This window comes from Arthrobacter sp. TE12232 (assembly GCF_054062615.1).
In genome coordinates this window covers 4337079-4356389 of record NZ_JBSSFK010000001.1, presented here as the reverse complement: position 1 = coordinate 4356389, position 19311 = coordinate 4337079, and the positions used below count along the sequence as shown (strand labels likewise).

The following is a 19311-nucleotide window of genomic DNA, read 5'->3' as shown; positions in this document are numbered from 1 at the left end:
GTGGTGTCTCAAAGTATGGTTGCAAGTCTCATGGGGGAACTGGTGTGGAGCAAGACCGCTGGATCGAAGTAAGCGATTCGCAGTTCCCGCATGAGATCGAGGGCCTCGCCTACCTCAAGAGCAAGATCCCGGCGCAGAGCCCCTACCGGGTATGGAGCAACTTCGAGTTCCGGGACGGCCGCGGTGGCTGGCACGAAGTCGACGCTCTGTTACTCGGCCGAGGCGGCCTGCACCTCCTCGAGCTCAAGTATTACTCCGGCCGACTGACCGGGAATGACACGCAGTGGCTCCGTGACGGAAGACGCGCGGAACCGTCACCACTGTTGCTGGCCCGACGTAAAGCCCAGTACCTGGCCTCAAAGCTCAAAGACGCATTGGCTGACTGGGCGCGCGAAAAAGGCGTCCACATTGAAGACGAGCGCAGCATCGTCCCCTTCGTCAGCCAGGCAGTCTTCCTTCACCACCCAAGGTTTGTCAGCGAACTCCCGCCGTCCTCGGCCCTTGGTCTCTATGGACTCGATGAAGCGGAAGCTGCCAGCCATCTTCCCAGCATCAGCGACCTCATCGGTCAGGAACCACGTGCCAATGCCGCCATCGGCCAGAACCAGGAAGCGATCCTCGTAGACCTCATGGCCCGCATCGGCCTGGTCCAGCGTCGCGAGCGGGAGGCCGGGTCGTGGATCATCGAAGATGGGGCCCTCGACGAGGGCCCAGGTTGGCAGGACTGGAGTGGCTATCACAAAGTCTCCAAGCAGGAAACGGTCCGGATCCGTTTCCAGGTCACGCCGCCGGGAACATCGCAGTCCGTAGCCAGCCGTAACTACAAGATCGCCGAACACGAGTTCCGGCTCATGAGCCGGCTGTCGCACGATGGGCTCTTGCGGCCCCGCGATCTGGTCGATTCCGAACTCGGTGTCGGATTGGTTTACGACTATTCCGATGGCATGCAGCGGCTGGACCTCTGGCTCGCCGGGCAGCCTAACGGGCTCCCTCTGGATCAGCGCTTGTCCATTATCCGTCAGCTGGCAGAAGCACTCGACTACGCGCACCGCAACCAGGTGGTCCACCGCGGCCTGAGTCCGAAGGCCGTCTGGGTCACGACGGTTCACGGACAGCCCAAAGTCCTTATTGGCGACTGGCAGAGCGCCGGCTTGGCCTCAGGCCAGGTCCTCACCGGCCAAGCCGCCGACGGCGTCACTTCACTGCTGGACCGCAGGCCAGACCCCAATCAGGCAGACGCGTGGCTTACTGAAGCCTTTGAAGCCCCAGAGGGACGCTGGCAACCGGAATCAGCAGATCGTATCCGGGTGGACGTCTTTTCTCTTGGCGCCCTGGCCTACTTCATCCTCGCGTCGCAACGTCCCGCTGATTCATCGCTGGTCCTTGCGGAGCGGCTGCGGAATCAGCGTGGCCTAGACCTGTCCCTCGAACTGCCCTCGATCTCGCCGAGCATTCGCGAAGCCGTGCTGGGTGCCACCAGGCCCGCCCCCAGCGAGCGGGTCGACGGCGTCGGTAAGTTCCTGGACGCATTGTTCGATTCCCCGGCGCCATCCGCAGTCGCAAGCGAGGACGTCGACGCCGTAGACGCTGCTCCAGGCACGGTTTTGGCTGACGGACGATTTACTGTCCTTCGCCGGCTCGGGCGCGGTTCGACTGCCGTCGGGCTGCTGGTCAAAGACTCGGACGACGACGGCGCGCAGCGGGTCCTGAAGGTCGCGGTGGACTCCAAGGCTGCCCACCGGCTCCACGAAGAGGCCGCGGTGTTGCATGCACTCTCCGGCCCACGTCTGGTCAAGATCCTCGACGGGCCCATTGCCCTGGGCGACCGCTCAGCCCTGTTGTTGGAGAGCGCCGGCGATCAAACGCTCAGCGAGCTGCTGCGCGAGCGTAAGCGCCTTTCGCTGGACCTGTTGGAAAGGCTGGGTCGGGACCTGCTGGAGGCACTGGTCCAGCTAGACAAGGACGGTGTTGATCACCGGGACATCAAGCCGGGTAACTTGGGCGTTCGTGCGGAGCGCAGTGGCAAACACCTCGTGCTCTTCGACTTCTCTCTGTCCCGGGCTGCGGCATCGGACATCGCTGCCGGCACCCCTCCATATCTGGATCCGTTCCTTGGCGGTCTTCGGAGCCGTTTCGATTCCGCCGCGGAACGATACTCGGCCGCCGTCGTGCTGTTCGAAATGGCAACCGGCCACACGCCGTTCTATGGCGATCCGCTGGCCAACCCCGCATCCGTGCCAGACGAAGCCAGCATCGAGGCCCACGACTTCGACCGGGCCATCGCACCACGCCTCGTCTCCTTCTTCCGCACGGCGCTGGCCCGCGAGGCCAAGCGACGCCATGACACCGCTACGGAGATGCTGGAGAACTGGCGGGCTGCGTTCCCGACGGACGCCACCACCGCCCCGGAGAACTCGGACGAACTCGCAGCCGTGGCAACACCGGCCACGCCGCTGGAGCAGTCGGGCCTTTCTGCCCGCGCCCTCTCCGCTCTGGAACCGCTTGGCGTCAGCACCGTCGGGGAACTCACGGCGGTTGATCCGGTCCGGCTGAACGCCCTGCGGGGGGTAGCCCATGCCACCAAACGCGAGGTGTCCACCCGGGCCTTGGCGTGGCGGGAGAAGTTCGGCGAAAAGGCCAAGCAAAGGACCCCAGGCACCGCCCCGCTTCCCTCAGTGCTTGCCCTTGCCGAAAGGCTCATCGAGGCCGCCGGCACACGAAAGGCACTTCAGTCCCGCGCGGCCGCCGGCCTGATCCTCGGCACGTACGGCGACGTGGACGCCTTTGCCACCCAGGCACAACTGGGCGCCCACCTTCCGAACCCGGTCACCGCCGCCGGCGCCAACCAGCTCGTTGGGAAACTCCAGACTTCCTGGGCCGAGGACAAACCGGTGCTGGACTTCCTTCGCCACCTATCCACCGTGGTGAACCAGCGCCTGAATGCGCTCGGTGGGGCCGCCACCATCGATGAACTCGCCAAGGAAGTACTGGCCCAGACCACGGTCGAGTCCGAGCGCACTGGCGAGAACGAACGCATAGCCCGCGGTCTGCTGCGGATAGTCGTGGACCGCCAGCGCGCCCTGAAGCGCGCGGACTCCAACGATGATCCACTGGAGCTGCGCCGCCGGGACGGCAAAGTGATGCTGATCGCTCGTGAGACCCCACTGCTGGATGCGGCAGAACGACTGGGCCGCGAAGCCGACTCACTGCTCGCTGAGTCGACGGCGCAGCCCGCCGTAGTTCCTGCCGAACGCGTCCACCAGCGGCTGTCCGCCATCCTCGACGCCGCGGGTGTCGACGACGCGTTACTGCGCGAGCGGGTCCGGCTGGCGCGTTTGGCGGCCGGGTTGTCCCGCCAAGCGGCCGCGTCCGGCAGCGGCGAACTGCACGACAGGGACCTGTCCCAGGTCGAGGCGCTTGGGCTGGCACTGAGTGGGGTTGCGGGCCCGCAGCGCCTCTCGCCCCGCGAAATCGCTGACCGCGTCCGCGTCCGCTTCCCCGCCGTGCCGGCTCTTCCGACGTCGGGACGCCTCGCGGAGCTGCTCCGCGAGGCCGGTCTGGAGCTGGCCCACGACCCCGCATCCGGGACCTACGGCGCCCCCACCATCGCGGAGCCGTCCCAGGGCAGTTCCTCCCGTCTGGGCACGGGAACGCATACAGGCGGCCTGTTCGCGAGCGAACCCACCCCGGAGTCAAGGCTGCGCGATAGCATCAGCCAGCGCTCCTTCCTAGCTTTGGGGGCAAGAGCCGACCTTTGCGACACGCTGGCCATACGGCTGCAAAAGGAGTTCCATGCCCAGCGGATCGATGTCACCGCCCTACTGTTGGATGAGTTGAAGTCCCTGAGCCTCCAGGAAGGTTTCCCGTCTTGGGAGGCTCTGGTGCGCGCGGACGCACAGCCCGAGAACGACCGGGCTACCCGCGGTGTGGCCGCAGCGGTGAAGCTGGCCATGCCCGTTGTCGAGGCGGCCATCGCAGGGGCGGCTGCCGACATTCCCGGACGGGGACCCCGGCCGGTCGTTATCGTCGAAGCCTCTCCCCTGGTCCGCTATGGACATGCTGACTTCATCCGGCATTGGAGCGATCTGGCCACCCCGCGCGGCCAGGCGGTGTGGGTTATCCTGCCCCAGGTCCGAGCGAACCAGGGACCGCTGCTCGACGGCGTCTCGGTTCAGACGTCCCCCAACCAGTATCTTCGTGTCGATACCGCCTGGATTGACGCCCAGACAGACCTCATTCCGGCAGCCGTCGAAGGAGCCACCGCATGACCATTGGCAAGAGCCTCACCCCCAAGCTGCAGAAGCTGGTGCTCCGGGTCGAAGACGACCTGCGCACCCGGCTGGACGAAGATCCGGAGCTCAAGGCCCGATGGCAGTCCGAGCACGCGGACGCGCTGCGCGCCGAACGCACTTCTTCCGCCTGGGTCAGCTGGCGCGACGACCGCATCACACAGGCCGCAGTCGGCTGGGTCCTGACCACGGTGTTCCTGCGCTTCTGCGAGGACAACGCGCTGCTCTCCAAGGTCTGGATCGCCGGTCCCGGCGCCCGCCGGCAGGAAGCGTTCGACGCCGAGAACGCTTATTTCCGCGCCCACCCGGAAAACACCTGGCGTGAGTGGATTCTGGAAGGCGTCACCCACCTGCAGTCCTTCCCGGCCACCACCGCTCTGGTCGACGAGCACGCCGCACTTTGGCAGGTGTCTCCGTCCGGCGCCATGGCGAAGGAAATCCTGGATTTCTGGCGCGCCACCGACGAAGCCGGCGTTCCACTCTACGACTTCCAGGACAGCGGGCTCTCCACCCGCTTCCTCGGCGATCTCTACCAGGACCTCTCCGAGTACGCGAAGAAGACATTCGCCCTGCTCCAAACCCCCGAGTTTGTCGAAGAGTTCATCCTCGACCAGACTCTCACCCCTGCGTTGGCCGAGCGCCCGCTGGAGGGCTTCAAGCTCATCGACCCGACCTGCGGATCCGGACACTTCCTCCTGGGCGGATTCCAACGGTTGCTGGACGAGTGGAGCGCCAAGGCACCCAATATGGAAACCCGCGAGCGGGTGCAAAAGGCCCTCAACGCCATCCACGGCGTTGACTTGAACCCCTTCGCCGTGGCCATCGCCCGCTTCCGACTGACCATCGCCGCACTACAGGCAACCGGAGAACTCGATCTGGAACGCGCCCCCGACTTCAGCTTCCATCTGGCCGCCGGCGACTCGCTGTTACATGGCCAAGTGCAGCGCGAGTTCCAGTTCGAAGGCTTCGACGCCGACGCGGAGTTGTCCGGATTCGCCTATGCCACCGAAGACCTTGAGCAGCTCAAGCGCCTCCTAAAGCCGGGCCAATACGATGTTGTGGTCGGGAACCCGCCCTACATCACAGTCAAAGACAAGACACTCAATGCCGCCTACCGCAACCTATACGAGACGTGCAAGGGAACCTATGCCTTGACCGTGCCGTTCATGGAGCGCTTCTTCGGTCTGGCGAGACACGCCACCGATTCACAGCCCGCGGGATGGACTGGGCAGATTACCTCAAATTCCTTCATGAAGCGCGAGTTCGGGTCCAAGATCATCGAGGAGTACCTCACCCGTCAAGATCTGCGCCTGGTCGTCGACACTTCGGGCGCCTACATCCCCGGCCACGGCACGCCGACCGTCATCCTCATCGGCAAGCACCAGCGACCCACCAGCCAAAGCGTCCGCGCCGTTCTTGGAGTACAAGGCGAGCCAGGACGGCCGGAGGACCCCGCCTCCGGCCTGGTCTGGCGGGCGATCACTGATCACCTAGATCAGCCTGGCTACGACGACCAGTGGATCTCTGTCACCGACCTCGATCGACAGCGACTGGCAACTCATCCATGGAGCCTTAGCGGTGGAGGTGCTTCGAGTCTCTTGACGGTCCTCAATAAGAACAGATCCCACCTCTCCGACTGGTCCGCCAGTATTGGTCGGACGACTGTGGTCGGCGAGGACGACGGCTGGTTCACAACCGACTCGCGTGCTAGATCACTCGGCCAGCTTGACCATGTTCGTACCATTGTCGTTGGGGAAAACGTTCGAGATTACGGTCTCACAGGCGGAGCCCTCATCTGGTGGCCGTACGACGATGTTTTCAAACCATCATGGATTCCTGAGTCGCACCCTGTCGTAAAGAGTTGCTTGTGGCCATTGCGCTCCGTGCTGTCTCAACGTGTCATTTTTGGGCAATCCTTGACGGACAGAAAGCGGCCTTGGTACGACCATCTCGAATGCTACTCGTCGAAAATGCGGACGCCCCTGTCGATCACCTTCGCTGAAGTCGCGACGCATAACCACTTTGTGCTCGACCGGGGTGACAAGGTCTTCAAACAGACAGCCCCTGTAATCAAGCTTCCCGAGGGCGCCTCCGAGGAAGAGCACGTTGCATTGCTCGGCGTACTCAACTCATCGACTGTTTGCTTCTGGTTGAAGCAAAACTGCTACCCGAAGGGCGGGGACCCCGTTGGCGCTGACGGAGCAAGAGTGTCACAACAACCGTGGTCAGACAGGTATCAATTTAATGGAGCTAATGTTTCTGACGTCCCCCTGCCAGATCGTCTGCCGATCGAATCTGGGCGCCAACTAGACAGCCTTGCGCGTTCCTTGTCAAGGACATCGCCCTTTTCGGTAGTGGACAGCTCGCTACCTTCTGCGTCTGCCCTGTCGGCCGCAGAGCGGAAGTCACAAATGCTCCGTGGGCAAATGGTGGCGACTCAGGAGGAACTGGATTGGGAGACCTACGGCCTCTACGGCCTGATCGATGACGACCTCACGTACAAGGGTGAGTCATTGCCAGAGGTCAAGCTGGGACAGCGCGCCTTCGAAATCACGCTCGCACGAGGAATCGACATTGGCACCTCCGACTCCACTTGGTTCACCCGGCATGGCTCTCCGCCCCTCACCGAGATCCCGGTTGAATGGCCAGAGGACTACCGGGCACTCGTCCAGCGTCGGCTCGATGCCATCGAGTCAAATCCGAGCATCCGCCTGCTGGAGAAGCCCGAATTCAAACGACGCTGGGCAACCGATCAGTGGGACAAACAGCAGGACCAGGCACTGCGTCGCTGGCTGCTGGACAGACTCGAGGACCGCTCGTACTGGTTTGACGCGCACGACCGCCCGGTCTCTCGCAGCATCTCACATGTCGCTGACATGGTCTCCCGCAACCCGGATCTGGTCAGTGTCCTTGCACTCTGGGACCGCACCGTCGACGTCGACGTCACCAAGGCCCTCACCAAACTGTTGACCGACGAGGCCGTTCCCTACCTCGCTGCCCAGCGACTCAAGGACTCCGGTCTGCGGAAGCGCGAAACGTGGGAGGAAACGTGGGAGCTGCAACGCCGCGAAGACAACGGCGAGGACGTGGGTAAGATCCCGGTGCCGCCCAAGTACGCCACCGCCGATTTCCGGAAGGCGTCCTGGTGGCAGGCCCGCGGGAAGCTTGACGTGCCCAAGGAACGCTTCATCCTGTACCCGGACGCCGGGCGTTCCACCGACCCGACGCTGCTTTTGGGCTGGGCCGGCTGGGACCACGCCCAGCAGTTCCTTGTCCTGGCCACCATCATGGACGAACGGATCACCGAAGGCGCTGATGACAGCCAGCTGGTTCCGCTCATTGCCGGCATGGCCGAAGTACTGCCCTGGGTTAAGCAGTGGCATGCCGATCTGGACCCAACCTTCGGCATGAGCATGGCCGACTTCTGTTCTGCACAGCTAGAAGAACGGATGACCCAACTCAACGTTTCGACCACCGACCTGAAGGCCTGGCGTCCCGCCCCGGCCACCCGCGGCCGCCGCGCCATCAAGGAGAACGCATGACCATCCTGCTTCGCGACGTCTTCGACATCCCCGAACGCGCAGGCGTCGAGGACTATGTCCTCCGCCTCACCGACGCCGTCAGCGGCGACGGCGCCCGGCACGCCCTCGACGACTACGTGGTCACTCCGTCACTCGTCGACGCTTTCGATTCCGCGCTGGGGCTGGTGTCCGATGCGCTGACCACCGGAATCAACCGCGGATCGTTCCTGACCGGGTCCTTCGGCTCCGGTAAGTCCCACTTTATGGCTGTCCTCCATGCCCTGCTGCGCCACGATCCGAAAGCCCGATCTGTCGTTGAACTCCAAGAGACCGTCGCCCGGCACGACGCTGTGCTGTCCGGCAGGAACATACTGCCGTTGGCTTTCCACTTCTTGGACGGCCAGTCCATGGAACAGGTCATCTTCGACGCTTACGTCCGTCATATCCAGGCCGCGCACCCGGACGCTTCCCTGCCGGCGCTCTTCGCCTCCGATGCCCTCCTTGAGGGTGCCGAGAATTTACGTCTCCAATTTGGAAATACCGCGTTCCTCAAGGGGCTCGGCGGCGAAGGGGCCGACGACGAGTTCGATGAGTTCTCTGGCTTGCTCGGCGCCACTGGCTGGAGCCTTGAGCGCTACCAGGCTGCCCGCACCTCCCCGGCGCAGAGTGCGGAACGACTGTCGCTTGTCAGCTCTCTGATGGGAACGTACTACAAGGACGTCGTTCGGTCCGGCCAGTACGTGAACTTGGATACCGGCCTGTCCATCATGTCATCACACGCCAAGGCGCTCGGGTACGACGCCGTCGTTCTGTTCCTCGACGAATTGGTCCTCTGGCTCGCCTTCGGCATGCACGAGCCCGAGTTCTTTCGCCGTGAATCCCAGAAATTGACCAAACTGGTGGAGGGCTCCTACGGCAGCCTCGACGCTCCCCTGGTCTCCTTTGTGGCCAGGCAGATGGACCTGCGCAAGTGGTTCGCAGACGCCGGTGCAAACGGTGTCCAGCAGGAGGCGCTCGAATCCGCGTTCCGGCACCAGGAGGGACGCTTCGCAAAGATTGAACTGGGTGATGACAATCTCCCGTTCGTCGCCAGCAAGCGCCTCCTGAAGCCCACGGACGACACCGCCAGGCAGTCCGTCGACGATGCTTTCACCCGGCTGGACCGCAACCCCAAGGTCTGGGACGTGCTGCTCGACGGGGTCAACTCAGATGACCAGCACCGTGGTTCGGATGAGAAGGCCTTCCGGCTGACCTACCCCTTCGCTCCCGCCCTGGTCTCCACCTTGCGTTCCCTGGCCAGCGTCATGCAGCGCGACCGCACGGCGCTGAAGGTCATGCAGCAGATGCTGGTTGACCGCCGGAACACGATGAGCATCGAGGATGTCATCCCCGTTGGGGACAGCTTCGATTACATCGTTAAGGGTCAGGCCGGGGCGGCCCTTGACGCGCAGGCTGCGGCGCTCTTCCGCTCTGCCACCCAGCTGTACCAGGACAAGCTGCTGCCCAAGATTCTCTCCACCCACCACCTTGCCGCCTCCGATTTGCAGGATCCGTCCCGGCTGACCCTCGCATTTCGCGCGGATGACCGGCTCGCCAAAACACTGCTGCTCTCAGCTGTCGCCCCCAACGTCCCCGCGCTGAAGGCGCTGACCGCGGCCCGGCTCGCCTCGCTCAACCACGGCTCGATCGCGTCCCCGCTGCCCGGTGGTGAGGCCAACATCGTGCTGGCCAAGGTGAAGAACTGGTCCCGCGAGGTGCCCGAAATACATGTGGGCTCTGAACCGTTGAACCCCATCATCCGGGTCCAGCTGTCCAACGTGGACTACGAATCGATCGTAGAAAAGGCCAGGGGCGAGGACAACCCCGGGCGCCAACGCGAACTGATTCGCAAGCTGGTCGCCGAAGGGCTCGGCCTTGAACTCGGCAACCCCGACGCCTGGAACGTTTACCGGCATCCCGTCGTGTGGCGTGGTTCCAAGCGCGAGGTTGAACTGGTCTTCGGCAACGTGCGCGACGCCGGCTGGCTCACGGATGAGCATTTCCGTTCCGGGGCCGGCGCGTGGCGCTTCGTCATCGACCACCCCTTCGACGAAGAACAGCACACTGCCACCGAAGACATCGAGCGCATCGAGAATTTGCGCGCCCGCAATTTCACCGCACGCACTGTGGTCTGGTTGCCGCGTTTCCTCTCCGCGGAATCCATGCGCGACCTGCGTCGGCTCGTCGTGTTGGACTGGCTTCTGGAGGGCACCGGAGACCGTTGGAACAGCCACGCGAACCACCTCAGTGAGATCGACCGCCAACAGGCCCGCGGCATCCTCGAATCTCAGCAAGCGGCCCTTCGCGAGGGATTGCTTCGCATCATCCAGCAGGCTTACGGCGCGGCGACACCCGCACCCGGGACCCTGCTCGAGGATCCCGCGCATGTGGAGGTCCTGTACTCCCTGGATCCTGAATACGTGCCGCAGCCGCCCGTCGGGGCCACCCTCGGGGCAGGCTTCAGGCAGTTGGTGAATCGAGCTTTCGAATCCGCTTATCCTGGTCACCCCCGCTTCGAACCGGAGGACACCGAGCTCCGCATCGCTGACCTCAAGGCCGTAGCCGCCGCAATCGAGGCCGCGGCCGCAGACCCGGAGGGCCGCGCCCCTTACCCAGGCGACGCACGGACGGTCCGCCGGATCGCCAACCCGCTCGAAGTTGGGCTCGCAGGAGAAACCCACTTCCTCTTCGGCGACGGCCGCTTCGGTCCTTGGGGCGCCGCGCTTGAGCAAGGGCTCTCGCGTGCGGACATCGGCAACGACGATGCTGTCACGGTTTCGAAGTTGCGCGAAATCATCGCCGATGTCGAACCGGCCCACGGGCTTCGCAACGAAGTCTCCGACCTGATAGTGATTGCGTGGGGTCTGCTGCGCCAGCGTGCCTGGTTCAACCACGGTGGTGCGCTGGCGTCGGCTCCTTCGCCGGGATCGCTCCAGCCAAGCATGGAACTGCGGCCGCAGCCCATGCCGACCGAACAGGAGTGGGAGGCGGCCCGCGCAACCGCGGGCCGCGTATTTGCGATCGAAGCCCCCAAGTACCGAACCCCTGCAGCAGTCGCCACCCTTGCTGAGGCTACGCGCACGTTTGCACGCACGCGCGTCGTCGAGGCGGATGCGCTGGTCAATGCTTTGCGGTCTGCCGCCACGCGGCTCAAAACACATGGGGGCGCCCGTTTGGTCCTCGCCGACGGGATTGCGAAAGCCCTTGGTGCCTTGCAGCACCAAAATGGCGTGACGCTGATCCAGACCCTGGCCGGGCTTAACCTCTCGGCCACGCCGGAGGAAGCTTCGGCGTCACTGACCCGGGCCAAGGACGTTGTCGCGGCCCTGTCGGACTTCTCATGGAACCGGCTGACGCCAATCCGCGCGGCCGCCGCCGACCAGGGTGAACGCGCGGATGCCGCGCAAGACATCCTCGACCATCTCACCACCGCTCTGAACGGCCATGAGCACGCCTACCCATGCACGAACGCGCTCAAGACCGCCGAAGATAGAATATTCGAGTGGCTTGCCAGCACACGCGTGCCGCCGGCGCGCCCGGTGGTTGGCCCGGATCCCCTCGTCCCCCCACCGGCAGTCGTTCCAGATCCGATCAAACCCGACGATGTCTCGCTTCCGAAGACTGACCCGCCCGTGGATAGCCAGCCGGGCGGAGCTTGGCGGACCGCCAATGCCAATACCGCGATGGGTGAGCTCCAAAAGTTCCTGCGGGAGAACCCTGGGAAACGAATCGAAGTGCAGTGGAGGATCGTCGAGTGAATGCGCAGGCGACCGTCTCCGGAACGGTCAGCACCGCCGTCGTCCGTTCCCTTATTGCTGCGACCCGCAAGCACGGCACCCAGCGGGTGATCGGCCTCCGCGCGGTCCCAGACTCCGGCGCTGAACGACGCTTCGCGGATTCCGGTGAACCCGTCCACGTCCTGCCATGCGTCTCCTCGCTGGCCATCCGGGATGCCTTGCGAAACCGCGCCCGTGGGGAATGGCTCGTGATCCTGACCGACCGGCCGGAGGAAGACCTAGGCGCCGGTATTCTGGGTCATTTCGCCCATCAAAGGCTCCAGACGCCGGGGGCCTGGGAGGCCCTTAAAGAGCGTTTCGGCGCCGACCGGATCGATCGGGCGTTATCCTCGCTGAAGCAGCGGTTACCAGTGGCGCAGGGCTTATTGCGCATAACTCCCGACGAGGGATGGCCCGTCGCCCCGGGTGCCGTCTTGACCATCGATCATGCCTTCGGGTCGGTTGCGGAGCGGCAGCTAGCACTGCAGCGAGGTCCGGTGGACGCCCTCAGCGTTCTGGACTGGACCACGAGATCCGATGCCGCGGACCGCATGGCGGACCTGCGCGAATTCGGCGGAAATGAACTCGCCGACGCCGTCCTCCAGTGGCTAACGGATCGTGCGGGGCAGGCAGGCACACCGCTGCTTCGGTTGCTTCTCTCCGACCGGGCCGCCGAGGCGGTCCCGATCGGAATTGTTCTCAATGTTCTGACCGGCACGGCCGGACGGACTGCACACGACCAGCAGCTCACCCATCTGGCACTCGCCAGGCTCGAACACTTGTGGGCTGGTTCCGTCGAAGCGGTCACCCCGCCCATGCTGGCGGCGCTGGGCAAGGTTGCGCGCAGCGTTGTCGAAGCTCAGCTGGACGATCCGGCGCGCTGGCAGGAAGGCCATGCCGCGCTGCAGGCCGCTGATCGCTTGCTGGGCAAGGTCCAAGCGGCCAACTTGGGAAGCGATTCGCAACTGCTCCCCGCCGGGCTCAGCGCGTCGCTGCACCGGCTCGCGGAAGCGCTCCGGTCCTTCCCATCATCGGGAATCGACGCCGTGGAGGAGGCTTGGTCGAGGGTGGAAGCCCATCGCCTGGCGTATCCGTTACGAGGGAACGCCCGGGATCCCCGAGTGGATCCGTTCCGTGCCGCCGTCCGGCTGGCCCGCTGGCTCAGCCGCGATGACGTGCTGCCGGACAGTTTCGCCGCCGCGGTGCAACTGCAAGCCCGCGACCATGCATGGGTCGATGCCGCGTATAACGATGCGTTGGGCGGCGTCAGCGATCAGCGTCTGGGTGAAGGTCTCGGCGCCGTCTTGCGACTCACGGAGCAACGACGCCACGGCCACGACCGGGCCTTCGCACGCCTGCTGGCCGCGTCAGTCGCCTCGGACGAGGGCCGGACGACGGGCCGTTTGGACGGCGCCGGAGACCAAGTCTGGCACCTGGAGCGTTTGCTGCCCTCGGTAGTGCTACCGCTGGCGCGCGCGAAAAACACCCTGCTGCTGGTCCTCGACGGCATGAGCGCAGCCACCGCCACGGAGCTGACCTCCACCGTGTTGCACGGCAACGAGGGCTGGTCCGAGGCCATCCCAGCTGCCGCAGAACGTCGCGGGTCTGCCGTGGCCGTGCTGCCGACACTCACGAACCTCAGCCGCGCATCCCTGTTCAGCGGCGAACTGACCTCAGGCGGACAGTCCCGTGAATTGTCAGGCTTCGCCGCAATGGCGAACGCCGGCGGGATCTCCCAGTCCGTGCTGTTTCATAAGGCTCCCCTGGATTCGTCGCGTCCAGGATTGGCTCTGCAAGACGACATTGCCGTTTCCATCGCCGACCCACAGACACAGCTCGTGGCCTGCGTTCTGAACACCATCGACGACGCCCTCGACAAGAGCGACCCGGCCGGAACCACGTGGACGCCTGACACCATCCGGCACCTGCGACCGCTGCTATCCGCCGCGATGGCCGCCGGACGCAACGTGGTCATGACGTCCGATCACGGGCACATCGTGGAGCGCCGCCGCGGGGAACTGCGCGCGTTCGGTGAAACGAGTAGCGCACGGTCCCGAACACCGGAACCTCCCGCCGGTGACGACGAGGTGCTGGTCCAGGGCCGCCGTGTCCTTGCCGAAGGCGGCAGCGCAGTACTCGCCGTGGACGAAACCCTGCGCTATGGACCGATCAAGGCCGGATACCACGGAGGCGCTTCCCCCGCGGAGGTCGTGGTTCCAGTCGTTGTCTTGGTTCCCGGCGATAACGTCCCCGACGGGTGGAAGCTGGCGCCGTCACAGAAACCACTGTGGTGGTCGGTCGCAGCCAGCGGCGCCGCGGCCCGCCCGGCAAGTACCGGTGCCGGACTGACGAAGGCAGCCAAGGACAACACCCCATCGCTGCTCGACATCCTCGACGCCCCCAAGCCGGTCTCCGCCGCGCCGCGGATCGGCGCCGCCGTCGTATCTTCCGGCACGTTCAAGGCGCAGAAAGCCATCGCCGGCCGACTCGCCGTTACCGAAAGCCAAGTGGCTGCGCTGCTGGATGCTCTGGCCTCCGTGCCGGGGACCCGGCTGGTCAAGGAGACGGCCGCCGTTGTCCTTCAGGTAGCCCCCACGCGCATGGATGGGGCGGTGGCCCAACTGCAGCAGCTGCTCAACGTCGAAGGCTACGGGGTGTTGCGTGTCGACGGCTCTATGCTTGTCCTGGACGCACGCCTGCTCCGTGAGCAGTTCGGGGTGACAGATCGTGGCTGAAGTCTCGCCCCGCAGGCGCCGTGAAGTGATCGACGCCCTGCGGCGTGGCACGGTCCCTTCCAACGGACTTGACCTGCTCGCGGTCGGTCTGGATCGTTTCCAGCGCGCCGTCGACGAGGAACTTGAGACAGTCGCGGGTGGTGGTGCCGTGGTCAAGGCAGTTCGCGGTGAGTACGGTACGGGTAAGACCTTCTACACCCGCCATCTTGCGGAGAAGGCTCTCAGAAAGGGTTTCGCCGCCGCCGAAGTGCAGATTTCCGAGACCGAGACCCCGCTGCACAAGCTTGAAACCGTCTACCGACGGATTACCGAATCGCTGCGCACCGCCTCGGTGGCGCCGAGCGCGTTCCGTTCCGTCCTGGATGCCTGGCTGTTCACCCTCGAGGACGATGCCATCGCCGCAGACCCCGAGCTGGCTACCGCTTCGGCGGGCGACTTGGCGGCCGCCGCGGATGAGCTGCTGGACCGGCGTTTGGCCGAGGTGAGTGCGAAGACTCCTGCCTTCGCCCAGGCACTCCGCGGTTACCGGGCAGCCGTAGCCGCTGGAGATGCTGCCGTTGCGGACGGGCTTGCCGCATGGCTCGGTGGCCAGCCCCATGTGGGCGCTTCGGCCAAGCGCGGGGCCGGAATCCGCGGCGATCTTGACCACTTCGGCGCCTTGGGATTCCTGCAGGGTCTGCTGCTGATCCTGCGCGACGCTGGGCATCCCGGCTTGCTGGTGGTTTTGGACGAGGTCGAGACCCTGCAGCGGATGCGCTCGGATGTGCGGGACAAAGCCCTCAACGCGCTGCGCCAGCTCATGGATGAAGTGGATTTCGGTCGGTTCCCAGGGCTGTATCTGGTCCTGACCGGGACACCGGCTTTCTTCACCGGGCCGTCGGGGGTGCCGCGCTTGGCGCCCCTGGCACAGCGTCTGGCGACGGATTTCGGCACGGATTCGCGCTTCGACAACCCTCGAGCCGTACAGATCCGTTTGGCAGGCTTCGACCGTGAAGCGCTCGAGGCGTTGGGCATCAAGGTACGGGACCTTTATCTTTTGGGCGCCGACGCTCCTGACCGTATCCGCCAGCTCGTCGACGATCCCTACGTTTCTGATCTGGCCGGCGCGGTGACCGGCGGTCTGGGCGGCAAGGTCGGCATTGCGCCGAGAATCTTCCTGAAGAAACTCATCGGTGACGTGTTGGACCGGGTTGACCAGTTCGCTGACTTCGCCCCCCGCGAGCACTACGCCTTGACCCTCGCCCGCGAGGAACTAAGCCCCGAGGAACGCAACGCCGTTGGCGGCCCCGTCGGAGTGGCCGGCGGCTATGCGGCGACCGCGGACGACGTCGAACTCAACCTATGACTCAACCAGCGGGTTTCGACGCGCTCAACACAGTGGTCCAGCACCACATCGCCAACACCCTGGGCTGGGGCAGTCTGCGCCCGCTGCAGTCTGAATCCATCGGCCCGCTCCTGCGTGGCGACGATTGCCTGATGTTGGCTCCGACTGCCGGCGGTAAGACAGAGGCAGCGTTGTTCCCGTTGCTGACCCGCATGGCAGAGGAGGGATGGACCGGTACCTCGGTACTCTACGTGTGTCCGCTGCGCGCGCTGCTGAATAACTTGGAGCCTCGGATCGCTTCCTACGCCGGCTGGCTCGGGCGCACCGGGGCGGTACGGCATGGCGACACCACCGCAGGAGTTCGCAGACGCCAGATCTTCGAGCGTCCGGACATCCTGCTGACCACCCCCGAATCGCTCGAATCCATGCTGGTGTCCACTCTGGCGGACCCTCGGACGCTGTTCGCGGACGTGAGGGCCATCATCGTCGATGAGGTCCATGCCTTTGCCGGGGATGATCGCGGCTGGCACCTACTGGGAGTTGTGGAACGCATTTCTAAGCTGGCTGGCCGCCCGCTCCAGCGGATTGGACTGTCCGCGACAGTAGGCAACGCCCCGGAGCTCTTGACTTGGCTGCAAGGCAGCAATCGGATCTCAGAGATACCTGCCTCCGTCATCGCTCCGGACGGGGGTTCGGCGGTTGTCCCGGAGATGCAGCTCGATTTCGTAGGCAGCGATCTAAATGCAGCCAAAGTGATCGCTGCCCTGCATCGCGGCGAAAAGCGGCTCGCCTTTGCCGATTCGCGGCGAACGGTGGAAAAGGTGTCGCTCGGGCTGCGCGACCTTGAGGTGGAGACTTTCGTCTCGCACTCCTCCTTGTCCGTGGATGCTCGCAGGCAAGCGGAAACAGCGTTCTCGCAGGCCCGCGACTGCGTCATCGTGTCGACCTCCACCTTGGAACTCGGCATCGACGTAGGCGACCTCGATAGGGTCGTCCAGATCGGCGCACCCCGCACCGTGGCCTCGGTATTGCAGCGGCTCGGTCGGACCGGCCGCAGACCTGGGACCGAGCGGAACATGCTTTTCCTGTCCACCGACGACGCGCAGTTCCTTCGCGCCTGCGGCCTGCTGTTGCTCTGGTCTGAGGGCTATGTTGAACCGGTCATTCCCCCGCCGTCGCCGTTGCACGTGGCTGCACAACAACTGCTGGGGTTAACCCTGCAGGAGAGGCGGGTGGGCGCCAATACCTGGCACGAGTGGTTCTCCGGACTGGAACTCGCCTCGCCGGGCGAGTGGCAAGAGATCGCCACGTGGCTGGTGGAAACAGGACACCTCGATTCGGACCAGGGGATGCTCTTCATGGGGCCGGCAGCTGAGCGAAAGTACGGCGGTATCCACTACCGGGACCTCATGGCCGTTTTCACTGCGGACCCGCAGGTAGTCATTCTGCACGGTCGCGAGGAAATCGGCTCTGTTGACCCAATGGTGCTGCAACGCAAGGTCGACGGTCCTAGGCTTCTTACCCTCGGAGGCAGAGCATGGCAGGTGAACTACGTCGACTGGAAGCGTCACCGCGCCTACGTTGAACCGTCGGCAAACGCCGCGGACTCCAAATGGTCAAGCATGCCGCAGCCCGAGTCCTATGCCCTGAGTGATGCAACGCGGAGGGTGCTGCTCGGGGCCACTCCCGCCGGCGTGCTGCTGTCCAAAAGGGCTCTGACCAAGCTGGACGAACTCCGGGAGGAGTATTCGCAGCGGGTACTGGATGGTTCCACAGTCCTGGTCCGTGAGCCGAATGGGAGACTTCGCTGGTGGACTTGGGCGGGTGCCCGCGCGAACGCCGTCCTAGTCGCGGGGCTGCTTGACTTGGCGCCGGAGTTGCTGGATGAATCGCGGGCCTACAACAATTGGCAAATCGGATTGCGGGGCGACACCACCACTCCGGCCCTTGCTGAGGCCGTGTGCGAGATCCGGGATATGCTCAAAGACGAGCCAAAAAGGCTCCTGCCGCAGGTTGATGAGCGTGCGCTCAGAACACTGAAGTTCGCAGAACTCTTGCCCGCTTCATTGGCCGTGAGCACCCTCGCCGAGCGAAACAGCGATCATGTCGGTGTTTCGGTGGTCGCCGCAAGATCCGTCGCTTCCGTCTAGTTCGAGATTCGGGGAGTCGAACCCAGCTATCCCCGAAGGCCATGCGGCGCCTATATGCTCTCCGTATGCCACGCGCAATCTCCAACGACAGCACTGTACGTTTCCTGGTCACGACAGCTACGGGAAGCGAATACTTCGCCAATCTAGATGATCGAAGTGTGAGTCATGCATGCTGGAATTCGAGCACCGGGTCTTGGAAACCAAACGGTCCCGGCCCCAAATGCTGCAGCACAATCATGTACAAGCGGTAAAATTATGCGATGACAAACGTCGGCCTACGCGAGTTGCGGAACAACGCCGCAGACCTCGTCGCACGAGCCCACGGCGGCGAAGACATCGTCATCACCAACCACGGAGTGCCATCGGTGCGGCTCGTCCCCGTAGACCCGCAGTCCAAGCCATGTCTGACCAAGGCAGACCTGCTGCAGCACCCGCTGGCCGACCCGGTCCTCCGCCATGATCTCGTGGAACTTGTCGGAGACACGCCGACGATCTCGGCACCGTCCAGTAACGGGCTCCCGAGCACTTCTCGACACCAGCGTCTTCAAGGCCTTTGAATGCACGCGCCCTCTGAGCTCGGCCAGATTGCCCGAAATCGGCTCCCTACCGTCAACGTCGATGGCTGGTTACGGATAAGAATGAAACATCGATGACCAATCCCCGTACCCAGGCACGATTGCATGTGGCGTCAGTCATGCGGGCGCATGAGTGGCGGGTTGAGTACGGCCCGCATTGTCTGGCCCGTTGTCGGGCGAGCTGCCGCGGCGAGCCGAAATAACGCCGCGGGGCGGCCGGCGTCTCCCGCCGTCATCCGCCCGGTATCTTCCAGGAAGCCCGGTGTTCCTGTGGCCTTGCGGTGGAAATTCCGGGGGTCAAGACGCGTTCCCCAGACGGCCTCGTACACGGCGCGGAGCTGGGCGATGGTGAACTCCTCACCGCAGAAGGCCGCCCCCAGCGGCGAATATTCGAGCTTTGACTTCGCCCGCTCCAGTGCGTCACCGAGGATGCGCTCATGGTCAAAAGCGAGCTGCAATTCGCCATTTTGAATCTGACTGACCGGATACCATGCGGCGTGCTCGGCGTCGCTCCCGGCGGACAGTACGGGGAAATTGGGCGCGAGCAGCAGGTGGGCCACGGTGAGCACATCCCCGCGCGGGTCACGCCCTTTCGGGCCGTAACTCCCCAACTGTTCCAGATGCCCGGCGATCTGTTCGACACCGGTTTCCTCCGCCAGCTCGCGGCTCGCAGCCGTCGCCAGATCTTCCCCTGCCAGCACAAACCCGCCCGGCAGGGCGAGCCGGCCGCGGAAGGGCTCGATGAGGCGCGTGATGAGCAGGACCTTCAAGGTGTCCTCGGACACGGTCAGGGCAACGATGTCGACGGCCACCGGAAAGCGCGCTGGCGCCGGATGGGATACAGGCATGAACCCATCGTAGGTATTTATCGTCACCTTGACAATAAATTGAATCGAGTTCTA

8 protein-coding genes are annotated in these 19311 nt (G+C 64.4%); 7 read left to right on the top strand and 1 reads right to left on the bottom strand.

What is annotated here, in order from left to right; all coding sequences use genetic code 11:
* The first annotated feature begins 44 nt into the window (after nucleotides 1-44).
* The 7 genes from pglW to ACVWZ7_RS19450 all read left to right on the top strand — a co-directional run bounded on the left by pglW (nucleotide 45) and on the right by ACVWZ7_RS19450 (nucleotide 18391).
* On the top strand, nucleotides 45-4268 hold the full coding sequence (gene pglW / locus ACVWZ7_RS19480; protein ID WP_456508794.1) for a BREX system serine/threonine kinase PglW: 4224 nt from the start codon (nucleotides 45-47) through the stop codon (nucleotides 4266-4268).
* The gene (gene pglX / locus ACVWZ7_RS19475; RefSeq protein ID WP_456508793.1) at nucleotides 4265-7831 is read left to right on the top strand and encodes a BREX-2 system adenine-specific DNA-methyltransferase PglX; all 3567 of its coding nucleotides are present in this window, start codon (nucleotides 4265-4267) and stop codon (nucleotides 7829-7831) included. Before pglW ends, pglX begins: the two co-directional genes overlap by 4 nt.
* Nucleotides 7828-11607 carry a DUF6079 family protein gene (locus tag ACVWZ7_RS19470; RefSeq protein WP_456508792.1) on the top strand — a complete coding sequence of 1260 codons (3780 nt, stop codon included), beginning with the start codon at nucleotides 7828-7830 and terminating at the stop codon, nucleotides 11605-11607. The genes pglX and ACVWZ7_RS19470 overlap by 4 nt, the downstream gene beginning before the upstream one ends.
* Nucleotides 11604-14360 carry a BREX-2 system phosphatase PglZ gene (gene pglZ / locus ACVWZ7_RS19465; protein WP_456508791.1) on the top strand — a complete coding sequence of 919 codons (2757 nt, stop codon included), beginning with the start codon at nucleotides 11604-11606 and terminating at the stop codon, nucleotides 14358-14360. Before ACVWZ7_RS19470 ends, pglZ begins: the two co-directional genes overlap by 4 nt.
* Entirely contained in the window at nucleotides 14353-15705 is a 1353-nt protein-coding gene (gene brxD, locus ACVWZ7_RS19460) for a BREX system ATP-binding protein BrxD (RefSeq protein ID WP_456508790.1), read from the top strand. The genes pglZ and brxD overlap by 8 nt, the downstream gene beginning before the upstream one ends.
* Nucleotides 15702-17834, top strand: a complete 2133-nt coding sequence (locus ACVWZ7_RS19455; protein WP_456508789.1) for a DEAD/DEAH box helicase — start codon at nucleotides 15702-15704, stop codon at nucleotides 17832-17834. Before brxD ends, ACVWZ7_RS19455 begins: the two co-directional genes overlap by 4 nt.
* A gap of 260 nt (nucleotides 17835-18094) precedes the next feature.
* Nucleotides 18095-18391 (top strand): type II toxin-antitoxin system Phd/YefM family antitoxin, encoded by a 297-nt coding sequence (locus ACVWZ7_RS19450; RefSeq protein ID WP_456508788.1) that lies wholly within the window; start codon nucleotides 18095-18097, stop codon nucleotides 18389-18391.
* A 131-nt stretch (nucleotides 18392-18522) separates the two neighbouring features.
* Here ACVWZ7_RS19450 and ACVWZ7_RS19445 read toward each other — a convergent pair whose 3' ends face one another.
* Nucleotides 18523-19257 (bottom strand): NUDIX hydrolase, encoded by a 735-nt coding sequence (locus ACVWZ7_RS19445; protein ID WP_456508787.1) that lies wholly within the window; start codon nucleotides 19255-19257, stop codon nucleotides 18523-18525.
* Nucleotides 19258-19311: the final 54 nt, after the last annotated feature.